This window comes from Streptomyces sp. NPDC025651 (assembly GCF_055558735.1).
The window spans coordinates 619,892-637,158 of the sequence record NZ_JBVHLZ010000003.1 but is presented as its reverse complement, the minus strand read 5'-3'; the positions used below and the strand labels follow the sequence as shown (position 1 = coordinate 637,158).

Below are 17,267 nucleotides of genomic sequence, written 5' to 3'. Positions count from 1 at the left end.
GCGGGCGGGTGCACCCCGGCGGCGGGGGGGGGGGGGGGGGTCCAACGGGGGGGGGGGGCGCCCCCCGGTGGCGCCCCGCCCCCGGAGTCCTTCAGCGGTTCAGGAGATGCAGCCGGTCTTGCCGGTGGCGCTGATGCAGCCGCTCTTGGGAGCCGCGCTGATACAGCCGTCCTTGGCACCCTGGGCCGAGTTGGCGGCGACCCACTTCTGCCACACGGACTCCTCCGTCATGCGCGCGATGAGCTTCTCCATGGTGAAACCTCCACAGTGATGCGGTAGTTGGTGAAAAGGGGGAACTTGCTTGACGTTCAGCGCCCGGCCCGCGCCGTCGCGGGCTCCTCGGCGCTCTCACCGGACACCGGAAGGGTCCTCATGCGGACCGCTTCCGTGCCGGAGTCGTTGTGCCGCAGCGCCCAGTTCTCCAGCGTCGTACGGCAGGCGTGGTCCAGATGGCGCACGGCGGTCAGGTCCAGCTCGATGGGCCGGTCCTTGGGCATGGCCTCAAGGGTCTCGAGGATGCGGGGCAGCCGCAGGAACGTGGCGTTGCCCGTGAGGGTCACGACCAGTCGCCCGTCGGTCAGCTCCTTGACGTCCAGATGCACGTGGGAGGTCTCCCAGGCGGACTTGACGACCGCGAGGATTAGGCCGAGGACCACGCCCTCGAACATGTTGGTCACCACGATGGCGATGGCCGTGACCGCGAGGATCACCACCTCGCCCCGGTGGGCGCGGGCCAGCGGGACGATCTCCTTGACGGGGATCAGCTTGCAGCCGGCGTGCACCAGGACACCGGCGAGCGCCGCCAGCGGGATGACGCCCAGCGCGCCGGGCAGCAGCACGGCGAACAGGAGCAGCCACACGCCGTGCAGGATCCGGGAGAGCGGGGTGCGCGCACCGGCCTGGACGTTGGCGGAGCTGCGGACGATGACCGCGGTCATCGGCAGCGCGCCGAGCGCGCCGCACACGGTGTTGCCGACGCCCTGGGCGACGAGTTCCTTGTCGTAGTGCGTGCGCGGCCCGTCGTGCATGCGGTCCACGGCCGCCGCGCTGAACAGCGACTCCGCGGAAGCGATCAGGGTGAACGCGAGCACGGTGCCGAGCACGGCCACGCCGGCGAGGTCCGCGAGGTCGCCGAGCCCGGGCGGCTGGATGGAGTCGACCAGGCCCTGCACCGTCACGTTGGCCACGTCGAGGCGCAGCCCCGCGGTCACGGCGGTCGCGAGGGCGACGGCGGCGAGCGGGGCGGGCACCACACGGGCGGCCGCGGGCAGCTTCGGCCAGAGCACGAGCACGCCGATGGTGCCGAAGCCGATGGCGGCGGCGGTCAGCGCGGTGGTGGACTGCAGGGTGTCGGCGAGGAGACCCGGCAGTCCCGCGATCTTGTCGATGCCGGACTGCGGCTGCTTCGCCCCGGCCATGGTGTAGAGCTGACCGAGGATCAGCACGAGTCCGATGCCCGCCAGCATGCCCTGGACGACGGAGACGGAGATCGCGCGGAACCACCTGCCGCAGCGCAGCAGGCCGAGGACTATCTGCAGGGCGCCGGTGAGCAGCACGATCGCGCCGAGCATGCCGAGCCCGAACTCGCGTACGGCCTCGAAGACGAGCACGGTCAGTCCGGCCGCGGGGCCGCTGACCTGAAGGGCGCTGCCCGGCAGGCAACCGACGACGATGCCGCCGACGATGCCGGTGATCAGGCCCAGTTCGGCGGGCACGCCCGAGGCGACCGCCACGCCGACGCACAACGGCAGGGCGACCAGGAAGACGACGAGCGAGGCGAGGAAGTCCCGGCGCGGGACGCCGGGTTCACGCAGCGCGCTGAAGGAGGAACGCATGGGGGAGGAGGTGGAGGACATGAGGGTGGGGGGTCCTGTCGTGGGAGCGGGCCGGATGGTGGGGCGCGGCGGCTCTCACAGCGGACCGAAGGCCGGCCGGCCGTCGGGTGACGGGCGGTGGGCGGTGACGGTGCCGGTGTGCACCTCGTAGTACCAGGCGTGCAGGGTGAGCGATCCGTCGGCGGTGCGCTCCCTCACGCAGGGGTATCCGCGCAGCCGCTCGACCTGCGCGAGCACATGGGTCTGCACGGCTTCCGCCACGTCGTCCGAGGTCGGGGTGAGGGCGCGCAGCGGGGCGTCGGGCGCGACGGAGTGCTCCAGCCAGTCGCGCACGGCCGGGACGGCCGAGAGGTCCTCGCCCCGCACCAGGGCGCCGACGGCGCCGCAGTGCGAGTGTCCGCAGACGACGATGTCGCGGACGCCGAGCACGCACACCGCGTACTCGATGGTGGCCGCCTCGCTCATGGGGTGGCCCTCGCGGTCGACGGGACCGCGGGCGGGGTACCGGGGCACCACGTTGCCCGCGGTGCGGAGTTCGAAGAGTTCACCGGGGCGGGCCCCGGTGATGAGGGAAGGGACGACACGTGAGTCGGAGCACGTGACGAAGAGGGCTTCAGGAGACTGCCCGGCCCCCAGGGCCTGGAAGGCCTCGGCGTTGCGGGGGTCCGCGACATGGGTCGCGGCGAACGAACGGGCGTTGTCGATCAGTGACTTCAAGGTGGCCTGCCTCCTGCGTCGCTGCGGCCGGAGCCGGGACGCGGTGTGGTCGGGTCGATGGTGACTGCGGGGCGGGTCGGTCCGCTGCGCTGCGGACGCCCGTTGCCCCGGAGACAGCCTGAACGGCCGTCGTGACTCTCACTTTGCCATCGCATTAACCTTTGATGACAGGGCAAAAATCTGCCAAAGAATGAGTAATAAGCGTCCCTGAACAGGGAATTGGTCAAAGCCTCAACTGTTGGGCAGAGATCGTTGTGCGGACGGTGTGGAGCCGGTGCGGCGATTCCGTTCGCACCTGCTCACAAGCGCACCAAAAGGCCGGTGGCCCACCCGGTGAAGCGCCGGGTGGGCCACCGGCCCCGCACGCCCTCGGGGTCGGACCGGGCGTCAGACGCGGTCGGCGGCGATGAGGAGGTAGTGGAAGCTGCCCTCGCGGTACGCGGTGAGGAAGGGCTCCTCGATGCCGGTGGCGAGCGAGGACTTGGCCCGCAGCTCCCAGTAGGGGATGGTCGCGGCCGTCAGGTCGACGACGTTGATGGGCACGATCCCGTTGGCGGCGAGCGCCTTGAAGTACGCGCTGCGCGGATGGATGTTGCAGGTGTAGTGCTCGTCGATGCGGCTGACCGCCTTGGAGCGGCCGCCGGTCACGTCGTTGTAGCAGCCGGTGATGCAGACGTAACGCCCGCCGTGGGCGAGCAGCCGCGCGTACTGCGCGTAGAGCTCGAAGAGGTCCACGTACATCGTGGACTCGTTGTTCCAGATGCCCTGGAAGGCGCCGTCGGGCAGCCCGCTGTCCAGCATGTTGCGGTAGTGGAACCGCACCTTCGCGGCCACGTCCCGCCCGCGCGCCTGCGCGTTGGCGAAGTCGACCTGCGCCTCGGAGATGGAGACGCCGTCGACCTCGCAGCCGAAGCGCCGGTTGGCCATGATGCTCGTGCCCCCGCGGCCGCAGCCGGCGTCGAGGAGGCGGTGGCCCGGCGCGATCGGGCCCAGGTGGTCGAGGAGGACGTCCGCCTGGGCCGACTCCAGGCGGTGCAGTTCCTCGGTGACGCGGACGTCCCGGGTCCCCTCGGGGCCGTCCAGGACCGCGGGGTCCCAGTCGCCGATCCCGTAGTGGTGGTGGTAGAGCCCGTCGACGTCGCCCAGGCGCAGGTTGACCGGGTCCTTCTCGTTGTTCCAGTACTCCGCGACCGCCCTCTGGTAGGCGGTGCGCACCACGTCGGCCGAGCTCTGCGGGGTCATCGTCATCGTGACACCTCGACGTTCTCCAGGACGCCGAGCGCGTCGGGGACGAGCACGGCCGCCGAGTAGTACGCGCTGACCAGGTAGGAGATCACGGCCTGGTCGTTGATGCCCATGAACCGTACGTTCAGGCCCGGTTCGTACTCGTCGGGTATCCCGGTCTGGCGCAGCCCGACCACGCCCTGGATCTCCTCGCCCGTGCGCATCGCCAGGATCGAGGTGGCGCCCTCCGGGGAGACCTCCAGCTTGCCCAGCGGGTAGATCGGCACGCCGCGCCAGGCGGGAAGACGATGGCCGTCGACGTCGGTCTCCCCGAAGTAGATGCCCCGCTTGTTGCACTCGCGGCCGAACGCGGCGACGGCCCGCGGGTGCGCGAAGAACGCCTTGGTCTGCCGCCGCATGCTCAGCAGCTCGTCGAAGTCGTCCGGTGTGGGCGGCCCGGAGCGGGTGGAGATGCGCTGGCCGTAGTCCGCGTTGTGCAGCAGCCCGAACTCGCGGTTGTTGACCAGTTCGTACTCCTGGCGCTCGCGCAGCGCCTCGATGGTCAGCCGCAGCTGCTGCTCGACCTGGTTCATCGGGTCGTTGTAGAGGTCGGCGACGCGCGAGTGCACCTTCAGGACGGTCTGGGCCACGCTCAACTCGTACTCGCGGGGCTCCAGTTCGTAGTCGACGAAGGTGCCGGGGAGCAGCGGCTCGCCCGCGTGTCCCGCGGAGAGGGCGATGTCGGCCTCTCCGCGCCTGTTCTGCGGGCGCTCGCCCTCGGTGGCGCGTCGGCTCACATGGGAGCGCAGCGCCTCGTTCCGGTCCGCGACCTCGTCGTAGGCCTGCCGGGGGAGCGCGAGGACCGTGCACGCCGTCACTGCGCGGGCCGTGAAGTCCCAGTCGCCGGGGTCCTCGCCGACCACCCGCTCGCCGAAGTACCCGCCGTCGGCGAGCGTCCCGAGCCGGGTCTCCTCGCCGTACTTGCCGGTGCCGACGCGTTCCACCTTGCCGTGGGCGATCAGGTACACGTGGTCGGCGGGGCGGCCCGCCTCGACGATGACCTGGCCCGGTTCGTACTCCCGCTGCTGGAACCGCTCGGCCAGGGCCCGCAGCGCGTCGGCCTCGTCGAAGCCCCGCAGCAGTGGTAGTTCACCGAGCTCCGCCGGGACGACCCGGGCCTCGGCGCCCTCCTGGACGAAGCTCACGCGCCCGTCGCCGACCGCGTACACCAGGCGCCGGTTCACCCGGTACGTGCCGCCGCCCACCTCGGTCCAGGGCAGCGTCCGCAGCAGCCAGCGCGAGCTGATCGCCTGCATCTGCGGGACGGTCTTGGTGGTGGTCGTCAGATTGCGCGCGGCCGCGACGCCCAGGCTCAACTGTGCCTGTCCCGCGCTCTGGTCTGGCTGTTCCGAACCCTCCGGTGACGCTGCGGTCGTCATGCTGCTTCCCTTCCGACGGGCATGGGGGGCTTACGGCACGAGAGGCTCCTGCGGCGAGTCCGGCTGTCCCAGGAGCCGCGCGCCGCAAGTGAAACAGGGGCCGACGAGCGGGGTCGAGAGTGACCTGAGGCCCACGCGCCGTGTTTGCGCCACGGTTTTGGAAGGGGCGCAACCCACGCCCAGCGGCGTGGCGGCACCTCTGAGGGTGCCGGGAGGCCTGTCCCACTACGGCTGGAATCCAGCGAAGCACCCCGGAACGCCCGGGACCGGGAGGATCGGGGGGTTCTTGTGCCGCCCTCGCCGGGCGTGCTTCTCTTCGGCGGGTACGGAGTCGAACACACCTCCCCGTCAACGGAGTTGCGGATGCAGGAGCCGACCCCCGGCACGCCCCCCGGCACACCTCCCGGTGCGACGGACGTGCCCACGACCGCCCCCTCCGCCCGGGTGCTCACCGATCTGCTGTCCGGTCCCTCCGGGCTCGGGACGAGCTCCCTGCGCCCGGCGTCACCCGCTCGACCGCCGTCCCCTGCCACCGCGTCGGGGCCCGAGGGGCAGCCGTCGTCACGGCGCATCGAGGGCCTCTACTGCCCGCCTGCCGTGCGGGACGACCGGGCGCTCGCCGACGAGGTCAACGCCCGGCTCGTCGCGTGGGCCGAGGAGGAGGTGGAGCTCTATCCGGACGCCGACCTGCGGGACGCGCTCGTCGGCTTCGACCCGGGCAGGTCGGTCGTCCTGTGCCACCCGGACGCGCCCGGCATCGACCACCTCATGGCCGCGGCCCGCCTCCTGGTCGGCGAGAACGCCGTGGACGACTACTTCTGCGAGGCGGAGTACGGCGGCACCGCCGAGCGGCGCGGCGCGGCACTCGCCCTCGCCCAGTCCGCGATCGATCCCGCGCACAACACCCCGCGCTACGAGGCGGACTGGCGCTCCGGGATGGAATCCCATCCGGCGCTGCGCTCGATGCGGTCGGCCATGGACCACTTCCGCGCCCTGGCGAGCCCCGCGCAGGCGCACCGTTTCCGGCACGACATCGCGAGCCTCTACCTCGGCTACAACGCCGAGGGCGACTGCATCAGCAGGCGGCGCACCCCCGCGGTGTGGGAGTACCTGGTGCAGCGGCAGTTCAACAGCTTCCGCCCCTGCCTGACCCTCACCGACGCCATCGGCGGCTACGAACTGCCCGCCCACCTCTTCGCGCTGCCCGCCGTGCAGCGCGCCGTCGCGCTGTCCTCCAACGCCTCGACGATCTGCAACGACCTGTACTCCCTGCGCAAGGAGCAGCAGAGCGGGCGCTTCCACTACAGCCTGCCCACCGTGATCGCCGCCGAGGAGGGCTGCCCCGTCGAGGACGCCTTCCAGCAGGCGATCGAGGTCCACAACGACATCGTCCACCGCTTCGAGGAGCAGGCGGCCGAACTGGCCACCGCCGACCCGCTCCTGTCCCGTTTCGTGGCCGGCCTGTCGAACTGGGTGGGCGGCAACCACGAATGGCACGTGGGAAATGTCGGCACGCGCTACGCGACCGGACCCTGAAGTTCATCCGGAGGTCCGCTCCGCGTCATGCGCCGCCGTGACCAGGGCAGTCTGTCCCTCGTCCATCGACAGGAGCACGCCGGAGGAGACCCCTCCGGCGTGCCCGTCCCCGAGGGGAGTCCGTGGCGTGGGACGTGGCAGGGCCAAGGCGGAGCGGATCGCGTCGGACGCGGCCGAACGGTCCTTCGCGGCCGGGCGGTTGTTGCGCAGGGCGCCGACCACTGGTTCCACTCCGACACCATCCACCGCTCGTTTCTCTCGCTGCTGCTGCTCACCGGCTGCCAGGGCGTCAACGGCGACGGCATCGGACCGGGTGCGCCCCTCGCGGCCCCTCGCGGCAGATGGCGGGGACCCGCACCCCTCAGACCTGCTCGGCCCGGAACCCCGCCGGCGTCACCCCGGTGTGCAGCTGGAAGAACTTGGAGAAGTTCGCCGAGTCCGCGAAGCCCACCGCCGCCCCGATCCGCCCCACCGGCAGATCGGTGTGCGCGAGCAGCCGCTTCGCCTCCAGGACGACGCGCCGGTCGATGAAGCCCTTGGGCGTCTGACCGGTGGCGGCGCGCACGGCACGGACCAGGGTGCGGCGCGAGTAACCGAGCTCGTCGGCGTACGCGCTGACGCTGTGATTGGTGGTGAAGCCCTGCTCCACCGCCGAGCGGAACCGAGTGAACGTGGTGTCGGGCTGCGGCCTGCACTCGTCCGCCGCGGCCTGCGCCGACACATGCGCCACCCGCAGCATGAAGGCCGTCAGGGAGTGCCGGAGCACGGACGCGTGCAGGCTCAGCGGCAGGGTCTCCGTGTCGAGGTACTCGCGCTGCAACTGTGCCAGCGAGGCCTCCAGCGCCGCGCGTTGGGCCTGGTCGGGGTGGAGCAGCGGCGGGCGGTCGTAGCGGTACATGCCCGTCGACTCGACGGTCGCGCGCGGCAGGAAGCCGGGTTGCATCGTGAGCGCCGTGCCCGCGTACCGGTCGGTCGCCGAGAAGCCGTGCACCTGGCCGGGCCTGATCCACAGGATGTCGCCCGCCCCGGCCTCGTACTCGGTGAAGTCGACCATGTGGTGGACGGGGCCCTCGCGGAAGAACAGCAGGACGTGGAAGTCGATCCGGTGCACGCGCCGCGAGAGGCCGACACCGCCCGCCCAGGGTCCGTCCGTGCCCATCGGGCCGACCTGTATCCCGACCCCGGAGACGCTCGCGCTCGGGTCGAAGGGGTACGTGCGGATGTGCTCCGCGGCTCCCAGATGTGCGCTCGGATGTGCGCTGCCCCGCTCCGTCATCCGCGTTCCTCGACCTCGACCGACTTCGACCTGTGATGGTGTCCCATTTTCACCGAACGCTGACACGGGGGCACCTACCTCGCCAAAAGTATGACCTTTAAGTTCGAGTCTGGCTGGACCAGGGGCTTTGGACCCGGGCCGCCGGTGCCTTTCGGCACCACGGATGCACAACGGATGCGAAGGAATTCTTTCAGATGAGCACGCAGACACCGGACGCCCTCGGTCCCTTCGAGTGGACCGAACTCGACCGGCGTGCCGTCGACACCGCCCGCCTCCTGGCGGCCGATGCCGTGCAGCAGGTCGGCAACGGACACCCCGGCACGGCCATGAGCCTGGCGCCCGCGGCGTACACCCTCTTCCAGAAGGTCATGCGGCACGACCCGGCCGACCCGGAGTGGACGGGACGCGACCGCTTCGTCCTGTCGCCGGGTCACACCAGCCTCACCCTCTACACGCAGCTGTTCCTCTCCGGCTACGAGCTGGACCTTGACGACCTCAAGGCGTTCCGCACGCAGGGCTCCAGGACGCCGGGCCACCCCGAGTACGGGCACACCGCCGGTGTCGAGACGACGACGGGGCCGCTCGGCCAGGGCGCCGCCAACGCCGTCGGCATGGCGATGGCCGCCCGCTACGAGCGCGGCCTGTTCGACCCCGAGGCCCCCGAGGGCACGAGCCCCTTCGACCACACCATCTGGGCGATCGTCTCCGACGGCGACCTGGAGGAGGGCGTCTCCGCCGAGGCCTCCTCGCTCGCCGGACACCAGAAGCTCGGCAACCTCGTCTTCCTCTACGACGACAACCACATCTCCATCGAGGGCGACACGGAGACCGCGTTCTCCGAGGACGTCCTGGGGCGCTACGAGGCGTACGGCTGGCACGTGCAGCGGATCACGCCGAGCGCCGACGGCGACATCGACGTCCGGGCCCTGTACGAGGCGCTCGCCGCCGCCAAGGCCGAGACCGGGCGGCCCTCCATCATCGCGATGCGCACGATCATCGCCTGGCCCGCCCCGAACGCGCAGAACACCGAGGCCTCGCACGGCTCCGCGCTCGGCGCCGAGGAGATCGCCGCCACCAAGCGCGTCCTCGGCTTCGACCCCGAGCAGAGCTTCGAGGTCGCCGACGAGGTCGTCGCGCACACCCGCAAGGCCCTGGACCGCGGCGCGGAGGCCCACGCCGCCTGGGACAAGCGGATCGCCGAGTGGCGCGCCGACAACCCCGAGCGCTCCGAGCTCCTGGACCGCATCCTGGCGGGCCGCCTCCCCGAGGGCTGGGAGCAGGCCCTGCCCGTCTTCGACGCGGGCACGAAGGTCGCCACGCGCGCCGCGTCCGGCAAGGTCCTGCAGGCCCTCGGCCCGGTCATCCCCGAACTCTGGGGCGGCTCCGCCGACTTGGCGGGCTCCAACAACACCACCATCGACAAGGGCTCGTCCTTCCTGCCGAAGGGCAACCCGCTGCCGGAGGCCGACCCGTACGGCCGCACCGTCCACTTCGGCATCCGCGAGTTCTCGATGGCCGCCGAGATGAACGGCATCGCGCTGCACGGCAATACCCGCATCTACGGCGGCACGTTCCTCGTGTTCTCCGACTACATGCGCAACGCGGTCCGCATGTCCGCGCTGATGCAGCTGCCCGTCACCTACGTCTGGACCCACGACTCGATCGGCCTCGGCGAGGACGGCCCCACGCACCAGCCGGTCGAGCACCTGGCCTCGCTGCGCGCCATCCCGGGCCTGAACGTCGTCCGTCCGGCCGACGCCAACGAGACCGCCGTCGCCTGGCGCGAGATCCTGCGCCGCGGATCGGTCGAGCCGGCCCCGCACGGCCTGGCGCTGACCCGGCAGGGCGTGCCCACGTACGAGGCCAACGACGATGCGGCCAAGGGCGGTTACGTCCTCGCCGAGGCGTCCACCGGCACGCCGGACGTCATCCTGATCGCCACCGGCTCCGAGGTGCAGCTGGCCGTCGCCGCCCGCGAGACGCTGGAGGCCGAGGGCGTCGCGACCCGCGTCGTGTCGATGCCGTCCGTGGAGTGGTTCGAGGAGCAGCCGCGGGACTACCGCGACGGCGTTCTGCCGCCCGCGGTGAAGGCCCGTGTCGCCGTCGAGGCAGGCATCGGCCTCACCTGGTACCGCTACGTCGGCGACGCCGGCCGCATCGTCTCCCTGGAGCACTTCGGCGCCTCCGCCGACGCGAACGTCCTCTTCGAGGAGTTCGGCTTCACCGCCGAGAACGTCGCGGCGAAGGCCCGGGCCTCTCTTGATTCTGTGAGGGGCCTCGCCGCCGCCCGCGCTTGACCACTCCGTACCGAGCACCACCGAAAGAAGATGACGAACACCATGAGCAACGCCGTCGAACCCCTCAAGTCCCTTTCCGACGAGGGCGTTTCCATCTGGCTGGACGACCTGTCCCGGACCCGCATCGAGTCCGGCAACCTCGCCGGGCTCATCGAGAAGAGCCACGTCGTGGGCGTCACCACGAACCCGTCGATCTTCCAGGCCGCCATCGGCTCCGGCGAGGGCTACGAGGACCAGCTCGCCGACCTGGCCGTGCGCGGCGTCACCGTCGACGAGGCCGTCCGCATGATGACCACGGCCGACGTCCGCGCCGCCGCCGACGTCCTGCGCCCCGTGTACGAGGCCACCGGCGGCCGCGACGGCCGGGTGTCGATCGAGGTCGACCCGCGCCTGGCGCACCACACCGAGGCCACCGTCGCCGAGGCCAAGCAGCTGGCCTGGCTCGTCGACCGCCCGAACGTCATGATCAAGATCCCGGCGACGACGGCGGGCCTCCCGGCCATCACCGAGGTCATCGGCCTCGGCATCAGCGTGAACGTCACCCTGATCTTCTCGCTGGACCGCTACAAGGCCGTCATGGACGCCTACCTCAAGGGACTTGAGGTGGCCCACGAGCGCGGCATCGACCTCTCCACGATCCACTCCGTGGCCTCCTTCTTCGTCTCGCGCGTCGACTCCGAGATCGACAAGCGCCTCGACAAGGCCGGCACGGACGGGGCCAGGGCCCTCAAGGGCAAGGCCGCCCTCGCCAACGCCCGGCTCGCCTATGAGGCCTACGAGGAGGTCTTCTCCTCCGAGCGCGCCGCGAAGCTCGCGGCCGCGGGCGCCCACAAGCAGCGTCCGCTGTGGGCCTCGACCGGCGTGAAGGACCCGGCGTACAAGGACACCCTGTACGTCGACGAACTGGTCGCCCCGGGCACGGTGAACACCATGCCGGAGGCCACGCTCAAGGCCACCGCCGACCACGGCGACATCCACGGCGACGCCGTCACCGGCACGTACGAGACCTCCCGCGCGGAGCTCGCCGCCGTCGAGAAGCTCGGCATCTCCTACGACGAGGTCGTCCAGCAGCTGGAGGACGAGGCCGTCGCCAAGTTCGAGATCGCCTGGAACGACCTGCTCGGCGCCGTCTCGACGGCCCTGACCGCCAAGGGAGCCGACACCAAGTGAGCGTCACCGCCAAGGAGTGGCTGAACCCGCTCCGCGACCCCCGCGACCGCCGTCTGCCGCGCGTCGCGGGCCCCTCCGGCCTCGTCATCTTCGGCGTCACCGGAGACCTGTCCCGCAAGAAGCTGATGCCGGCGGTCTACGACCTCGCCAACCGCGGCCTGCTCCCGCCGGGCTTCTCGCTCCTCGGGTTCGCCCGCCGCGAGTGGGAGGACCAGGACTTCGCCCAGGTCGTCCACGACTCCGTGCGCGAGCACGCCCGCACCCCCTTCCGCGAGGAGGTCTGGCAGCAGCTCGCCGAGGGCATGCGGTTCATCCCCGGTGACTTCGACGACGACACCGCCTTCAAGCAGCTGCGGGATGCCGTCGACGACCTGGACGAGAAGCGGGGGACGAGCGGCAACTACGCCTTCTACCTCTCCGTACCGCCGAAGTTCTTCCCGAAGGTCGTCCAGCAGCTGAAGAAGCACGGCCTCGCGGACGCCCCCGAGGGCTCCTGGCGGCGCGCCGTCATCGAGAAGCCGTTCGGCCACGACATGGAGTCGGCGCGCGAGCTCAACCGCATCGTCCACGACGTGTTCGCGCCCGAGCAGGTCTTCCGCATCGACCACTACCTCGGCAAGGAGACCGTCCAGAACATCCTGGCGCTCCGCTTCGCCAACCAGATGTACGAGCCCATCTGGAACCGGAGTTACGTCGACCACGTGCAGATCACCATGGCCGAGGACATCGGCATCGGCGGCCGCGCCGGCTACTACGACGGCATCGGCGCCGCCCGCGACGTCATCCAGAACCACCTGCTGCAGCTCCTCGCCCTCACGGCGATGGAGGAGCCCGCCGCGTTCGACGCCGAGTCGCTCGTCAACGAGAAGCTCAAGGTCCTCAAGTCCGTGCGGCTCCCCGCCGACCTGGAGGAGTCCACGGTCCGCGCCCAGTACGCCGAGGGCTGGCAGGGCGGCGAGAAGGTCAAGGGCTACCTCCAGGAGGACGGCATCGACCCCAGGTCGAAGACCGACACCTACGCCGCCGTGAAGCTGGAGATCGACAACCGCCGCTGGGCGGGCGTCCCCTTCTACCTGCGCACCGGCAAGCGGCTCGGCCGCCGCGTCACCGAGATCGCGGTCGTCTTCCAGCGGGCCCCGCACTCCCCGTTCGACTCCACCGCGACGGAGGAACTCGGCCAGAACGCGGTCGTCATCCGCGTCCAGCCGGACGAGGGCATGACGGTGCGCTTCGGATCCAAGGTGCCGGGTACGTCGATGGAGATCCGCGACGTGTCCATGGACTTCGCGTACGGCGAGTCGTTCACGGAGTCCAGCCCGGAGGCGTACGAGCGGTTGATCCTGGACGTTCTGCTCGGCGACGCCAACCTCTTCCCGCGCACGGAGGAGGTGGAGGAGTCCTGGCGCATCCTCGACCCGGTCGAGGAGCACTGGGACGCCCACGGCAGGCCCGCGCGGTACGCCTCGGGCAGCTGGGGCCCGAAGGAAGCGGACGAGATGCTCGCACGAGACGGACGGAGCTGGCGCAGGCCATGAAGATCGATCTGACCGACACCACGGCAAGCAAGATCAACAAGGCGCTCGTCGAGGGACGCCGCGCCATCGGGACCCCGGCCGTGGGCATGGTCCTCACGATGGTGGTCGTCACCGACGAGGAGAACGCGTACGACGCCACGAAGGCCGCCCAGGAGGCGTCCCGCGAGCACCCCTCGCGCACCCTCGTCGTCATCAGGCGCACGGCGCGCTCGCCGCGCGACCGCCAGGGCACCCGCCTCGACGCGGAGGTCCGGGTCGGCGCCGACGCCGGCACCGGCGAGACGGTGGTCCTGCGGCTGTACGGCGAAGTGGGCAACCACGCCGACTCGGTCGTCCTGCCGCTGCTCCTGCCCGACGCCCCGGTCGTCGTGTGGTGGCCGGTCGACGCCCCGGACGAGCCCGCGAAGGACCCGCTCGGCGCGCTCGCCGCCCGCCGCATCACCGACGCGTACGCCGTCGAGGACCCCCTCGCGGCCCTCGCCGACCGGGCCAAGTCCTACGCGCCCGGCGACACCGACCTGGCCTGGACCCGGCTCACGCCGTGGCGCTCCATGCTGGCCGCCGCCCTCGACCAGGCCCGCGCCGACATCGTCTCCGCGGCCGTCGAGTCCGAGGCCGAGAACCCCAGCGCCGAGCTCCTCGCGCGCTGGCTCGGCGCCCGCCTCGGCGTCCCGGTCGAGCGCGTCACGACCGCGGGGCCCGTCGTCACCGCGGTCCGCCTCGGCACGGCGAACGGAGAGATCCGCATCGACCGCCCCGAGGGCCCCCTCGCCACCCTGTCCCTGCCCGGTCAGCCCGAGCGCACCCTCGCCCTGAAGGTCCGCTCGACCTCCGAGCTGATCGCCGAAGAGCTCCGCCGCCTCGACGCCGACGAGATGTACGCCGTGGCGCTGCACGGAGACGCCTCCGGCGGTACCGCCACCAAGGAGTCCGTTCAACATGCCTGACACCACCCCCCTCCTGACGCGCCGTCCGCAGTGGACCGCCCTGGAGGACCACCGCGCCAAGTTCGACGGCACGCACCTGCGCGAGCTGTTCGCCGCCGACCCGGGCCGCGCCGGGCGCTACACCGTCCAGGTGGGCGACCTGCACATCGACTACTCCAAGCACCTGGTCACGGACGAGACGCTCGCCCTCCTCCAGGAACTGGCCGCCGCCACCGACGTGTTCGGGCAGCGCGACGCCATGTTCCGCGGCGAGAAGATCAACACGACCGAGGGCCGCGCGGTCCTGCACACGGCGCTGCGGGCCCCGGCCGACGCCGTGGTCGAGGTCGACGGCGAGAACGTCGTGCCCAAGGTGCACGCCGTCCTCGACAAGATGGCCGCCTTCGCCGAGCGGATCCGCTCGGGCCGGTGGACCGGCCATACCGGCAAGCGGATCAAGAACGTCGTGAACGTCGGCATCGGCGGCTCCGACCTCGGCCCCGCGATGGCGTACGACGCGCTGCGCCCGTACACCGCACGGGAGTTGACGTTCCGTTTCGTCTCGAACGTGGACGGCGCCGACCTGCACGAGGCCGTGCGCGACCTCGACCCCGCCGAGACGCTGTTCGTCGTCGCGTCCAAGACCTTCACGACGATCGAGACGATCACCAACGCCACGGCGGCCCGCTCCTGGCTGCTCGCCGGGCTCGGCGGGGACGAGAGCGCCGTCGCCAGGCACTTCGTCGCCCTGTCGACCAACGCCGAGAAGGTCGCCGACTTCGGCATCGACACGGCCAACATGTTCGAGTTCTGGGACTGGGTCGGCGGCCGCTACTCCTTCGACTCGGCCATCGGTCTCTCCCTGATGATCGCCGTCGGGCCCGACCGCTTCCGTGAGCTCCTCGACGGCTTCCGCCTCGTCGACGAGCACTTCCGCACGGCACCGGCGGAGGCCAACGCCCCTCTGCTTCTTGGTCTGTTGGGCATCTGGTACGGCAACTTCCACGGCGCCCAGTCGCACGCGGTCCTCCCGTACTCGCACTACCTCTCCAAGTTCACCGCGTACCTCCAGCAGCTCGACATGGAGTCCAACGGCAAGTCCGTGGACCGCGAGGGCCGGGGCGTGGCGTGGCAGACCGGCCCCGTGGTGTGGGGCACGCCCGGCACCAACGGCCAGCACGCCTACTACCAACTCATCCACCAGGGAACGAAGTTGATCCCGGCGGACCTCATCGGCTTCGCGCGCCCCGTCGACGAGCTGAGCGACGACCTCGAGGGCCAGCACGACCTGCTGATGGCCAACCTGTTCGCGCAGGGCCAGGCCCTCGCGTTCGGCAAGACGGCCGACGAGGTGCGGGCCGAGGGCATCGCCGAGGAACAGGTCGCCCACCGCACGTTCCAGGGCAACCACCCCACGACGACGATCCTCGCGAAGGAACTGACCCCGTCCGTCCTCGGCCAGCTCATCGCGCTGTACGAGCAGAAGGTCTTCGTGCAGGGCGCCGTGTGGAACATCGACTCCTTCGACCAGTGGGGCGTCGAGCTCGGCAAGGTCCTCGCCAAGCGCGTCGAGCCCGCGCTCACCGAAGGCGCCGAGGTCCCCGGCCTCGACGCCTCCACCCAGTCCCTGGTCGCCACCTACCGCGCGCTGCGCGGCCGTACCGCAGAAGGCAAGTGAACTGACATGGCAGAGATGCAGCTGGGTCTGATCGGTCTCGGCAAGATGGGCGGCAACATGCGCGAGCGCATCCGCCGCGCGGGCCACACCGTCATCGGCTACGACCGCAACCCCGAGGTCTCCGACGTGGCGTCGCTCGCCGAACTCGTCGAGCGTCTCGAAGGCCCGCGCGTGGTCTGGGTGATGGTCCCGGCAGGCGCCCCCACCCAGTCGACCGTCGACGAACTGAAGGACCTGCTCTCCGAGGGCGACGTCGTCGTCGACGGCGGCAACTCCCGCTGGACCGACGACGAGAAGCACGCCGCCGAGCTCGCCGAGCGCGGCATCGGCTTCGTCGACGCCGGTGTCTCCGGCGGTGTGTGGGGCCTGGAGAACGGCTACGCGCTGATGGTCGGCGGCTCCGACGAGAACGTGGCGAAGGTGAAGCCGATCTTCGACGCGCTCAAGCCCGAGGGCGACTTCGGCTACGTCCACGCGGGCAAGGTCGGCGCGGGCCACTTCTCCAAGATGGTCCACAACGGCATCGAGTACGCCATGATGCAGGCCTACGCCGAGGGCTGGGAGCTGCTCGAGGCCGCCGACTCGGTGACCGACGTCCGCGAGGTCTTCCGCTCCTGGCAGCAGGGCACGGTCATCCGCTCCTGGCTCCTGGACCTGGCCGTCAACGCCCTGGACGACGACGAGCACCTGGAGAAGCTGCGCGGCTTCGCCGCCGACTCCGGCGAGGGCCGCTGGACCGTCGAGGCCGCCATCGACAACGCGGTGCCGCTGCCGGCGATCACGGCGTCCCTCTTCGCGCGCTTCGCCTCGCGCCAGGAGGACTCGCCGCAGATGAAGATGATCGCCGCGCTGCGCAACCAGTTCGGCGGCCACGCGGTGGAGAAGAAGTAGCGCCATGGGTGACCTCCTGCTGGTCCGCCACGGCGAGACCGAGTGGAGCCTGTCCGGGCAGCACACCAGCTGGACGGACAAGCCCCTCACCGCGCACGGCGAGGAACAGGCCAAGTCGCTGGCCCCGTTCTTCTCCGGACGGACCCTCGCCCTCGCTCTCACCAGCCCGCTGGGCCGCGCGGTCCGCACCGCCGACCTGGCGGGCCTGGTGGGGGCCACCCCGTACGACGACCTGCACGAGTGGGACTACGGCGCGTACGAAGGCATCACCACCCGCGAGATCCACCGCACCCGGCCCGCCTGGGACCTCTGGACGGACGGCGTGCCGCCGGGCGCCGAGGGGCAGCCGGGGGAGTCCCCGGCGCAGGTGGGGGAGCGGGCCGACCGCGTCCTGTCCCGCGTGGACGCGGCGCTCGCGGCCGACGAGGGAGACGTCGTCCTGGTCGCGCACGCGCACTTCCTGCGGGTGCTCACCGCGCGCCGCCTCGGGCTCGCGCCCGCCGAGGGGCGGCTGTTCCAGTTGGCCACGGGCACGGTGAGCCGTCTGTCGACGGAACACGGCAGGCCTGTCGTCGCGGCGTGGAACGTGCGGCCGACGGCGTGACCGCCTCAAGAGCGGTGGCCTGACCGCCCCGGCATCGACGGTCTGCATGCCTCAAGAAAGGCGCCTGACGGGCAAAAGCCCCAGTCGGGCGCCTTTCGTATGTTCGCGTGCGTTACTGCGAGTTCAGGCGAGGCCGGGC

15 protein-coding genes are annotated in these 17,267 nt (G+C 71.1%); 8 read left to right on the top strand and 7 right to left on the bottom strand.

Annotated features, from left to right (window positions below; translation table 11 throughout):
* Positions 1-99 precede the first annotated feature (99 nt).
* The 5 genes from ACZ4D5_RS15060 to ACZ4D5_RS15040 all read right to left on the bottom strand — a co-directional run bounded on the left by ACZ4D5_RS15060 (position 100) and on the right by ACZ4D5_RS15040 (position 5,215).
* Positions 100-252 (bottom strand): hypothetical protein, encoded by a 153-nt coding sequence (locus tag ACZ4D5_RS15060; protein WP_467772787.1) that lies wholly within the window; start codon positions 250-252, stop codon positions 100-102.
* A 56-nt stretch (positions 253-308) separates the two neighbouring features.
* The gene (locus ACZ4D5_RS15055) at positions 309-1,856 is read right to left on the bottom strand and encodes a SulP family inorganic anion transporter (protein ID WP_467772786.1); all 1,548 of its coding nucleotides are present in this window, start codon (positions 1,854-1,856) and stop codon (positions 309-311) included.
* A gap of 54 nt (positions 1,857-1,910) precedes the next feature.
* Positions 1,911-2,552 carry a carbonic anhydrase gene (locus ACZ4D5_RS15050; protein ID WP_467772785.1) on the bottom strand — a complete coding sequence of 214 codons (642 nt, stop codon included), beginning with the start codon at positions 2,550-2,552 and terminating at the stop codon, positions 1,911-1,913.
* Between the two features lie 387 nt (positions 2,553-2,939).
* Positions 2,940-3,800 (bottom strand): geranyl diphosphate 2-C-methyltransferase, encoded by an 861-nt coding sequence (locus ACZ4D5_RS15045; RefSeq protein ID WP_467772784.1) that lies wholly within the window; start codon positions 3,798-3,800, stop codon positions 2,940-2,942.
* On the bottom strand, positions 3,797-5,215 hold the full coding sequence (locus tag ACZ4D5_RS15040) for a family 2B encapsulin nanocompartment shell protein (RefSeq protein WP_467772783.1): 1,419 nt from the start codon (positions 5,213-5,215) through the stop codon (positions 3,797-3,799). The genes ACZ4D5_RS15045 and ACZ4D5_RS15040 overlap by 4 nt, the downstream gene beginning before the upstream one ends.
* Positions 5,216-5,578: 363 nt before the next feature.
* Between ACZ4D5_RS15040 and ACZ4D5_RS15035 the strand changes: the two genes are divergently transcribed.
* Entirely contained in the window at positions 5,579-6,751 is a 1,173-nt protein-coding gene (locus tag ACZ4D5_RS15035; RefSeq protein WP_467772782.1) for a family 2 encapsulin nanocompartment cargo protein terpene cyclase, read from the top strand.
* Between the two features lie 3 nt (positions 6,752-6,754).
* On the opposite strand, the gene ACZ4D5_RS15030 is transcribed toward ACZ4D5_RS15035, so the two are convergent.
* On the bottom strand, positions 6,755-6,982 hold the full coding sequence (locus tag ACZ4D5_RS15030; RefSeq protein ID WP_467772781.1) for a hypothetical protein: 228 nt from the start codon (positions 6,980-6,982) through the stop codon (positions 6,755-6,757).
* Between the two features lie 130 nt (positions 6,983-7,112).
* On the bottom strand, positions 7,113-8,027 hold the full coding sequence (locus ACZ4D5_RS15025; protein WP_467772780.1) for a helix-turn-helix domain-containing protein: 915 nt from the start codon (positions 8,025-8,027) through the stop codon (positions 7,113-7,115).
* Between the two features lie 194 nt (positions 8,028-8,221).
* Between ACZ4D5_RS15025 and tkt the strand changes: the two genes are divergently transcribed.
* The 7 genes from tkt to ACZ4D5_RS14990 are packed head-to-tail and all read left to right on the top strand — an operon-like array spanning position 8,222 to position 17,128.
* A complete protein-coding gene (tkt, locus tag ACZ4D5_RS15020) occupies positions 8,222-10,324 on the top strand; it encodes a transketolase (protein ID WP_467772779.1) in 2,103 nt (700 codons plus the stop codon).
* Positions 10,325-10,354: 30 nt separating this feature from the next.
* Positions 10,355-11,494, top strand: a complete 1,140-nt coding sequence (gene tal / locus ACZ4D5_RS15015; RefSeq protein WP_467772778.1) for a transaldolase — start codon at positions 10,355-10,357, stop codon at positions 11,492-11,494.
* A complete protein-coding gene (gene zwf / locus ACZ4D5_RS15010; protein ID WP_467772777.1) occupies positions 11,491-13,029 on the top strand; it encodes a glucose-6-phosphate dehydrogenase in 1,539 nt (512 codons plus the stop codon). Before tal ends, zwf begins: the two co-directional genes overlap by 4 nt.
* Complete coding sequence (gene opcA, locus ACZ4D5_RS15005) at positions 13,026-13,976, top strand: glucose-6-phosphate dehydrogenase assembly protein OpcA (protein WP_467772776.1); 951 nt, start codon at positions 13,026-13,028, stop codon at positions 13,974-13,976. Before zwf ends, opcA begins: the two co-directional genes overlap by 4 nt.
* On the top strand, positions 13,969-15,633 hold the full coding sequence (gene pgi, locus ACZ4D5_RS15000; protein ID WP_467772775.1) for a glucose-6-phosphate isomerase: 1,665 nt from the start codon (positions 13,969-13,971) through the stop codon (positions 15,631-15,633). Before opcA ends, pgi begins: the two co-directional genes overlap by 8 nt.
* A 15-nt stretch (positions 15,634-15,648) precedes the next feature.
* On the top strand, positions 15,649-16,524 hold the full coding sequence (gene gnd, locus ACZ4D5_RS14995; RefSeq protein ID WP_467773030.1) for a phosphogluconate dehydrogenase (NAD(+)-dependent, decarboxylating): 876 nt from the start codon (positions 15,649-15,651) through the stop codon (positions 16,522-16,524).
* A gap of 4 nt (positions 16,525-16,528) precedes the next feature.
* Positions 16,529-17,128, top strand: a complete 600-nt coding sequence (locus ACZ4D5_RS14990) for a histidine phosphatase family protein (RefSeq protein ID WP_467772774.1) — start codon at positions 16,529-16,531, stop codon at positions 17,126-17,128.
* The last annotated feature ends 139 nt before the right edge of the window (positions 17,129-17,267 follow it).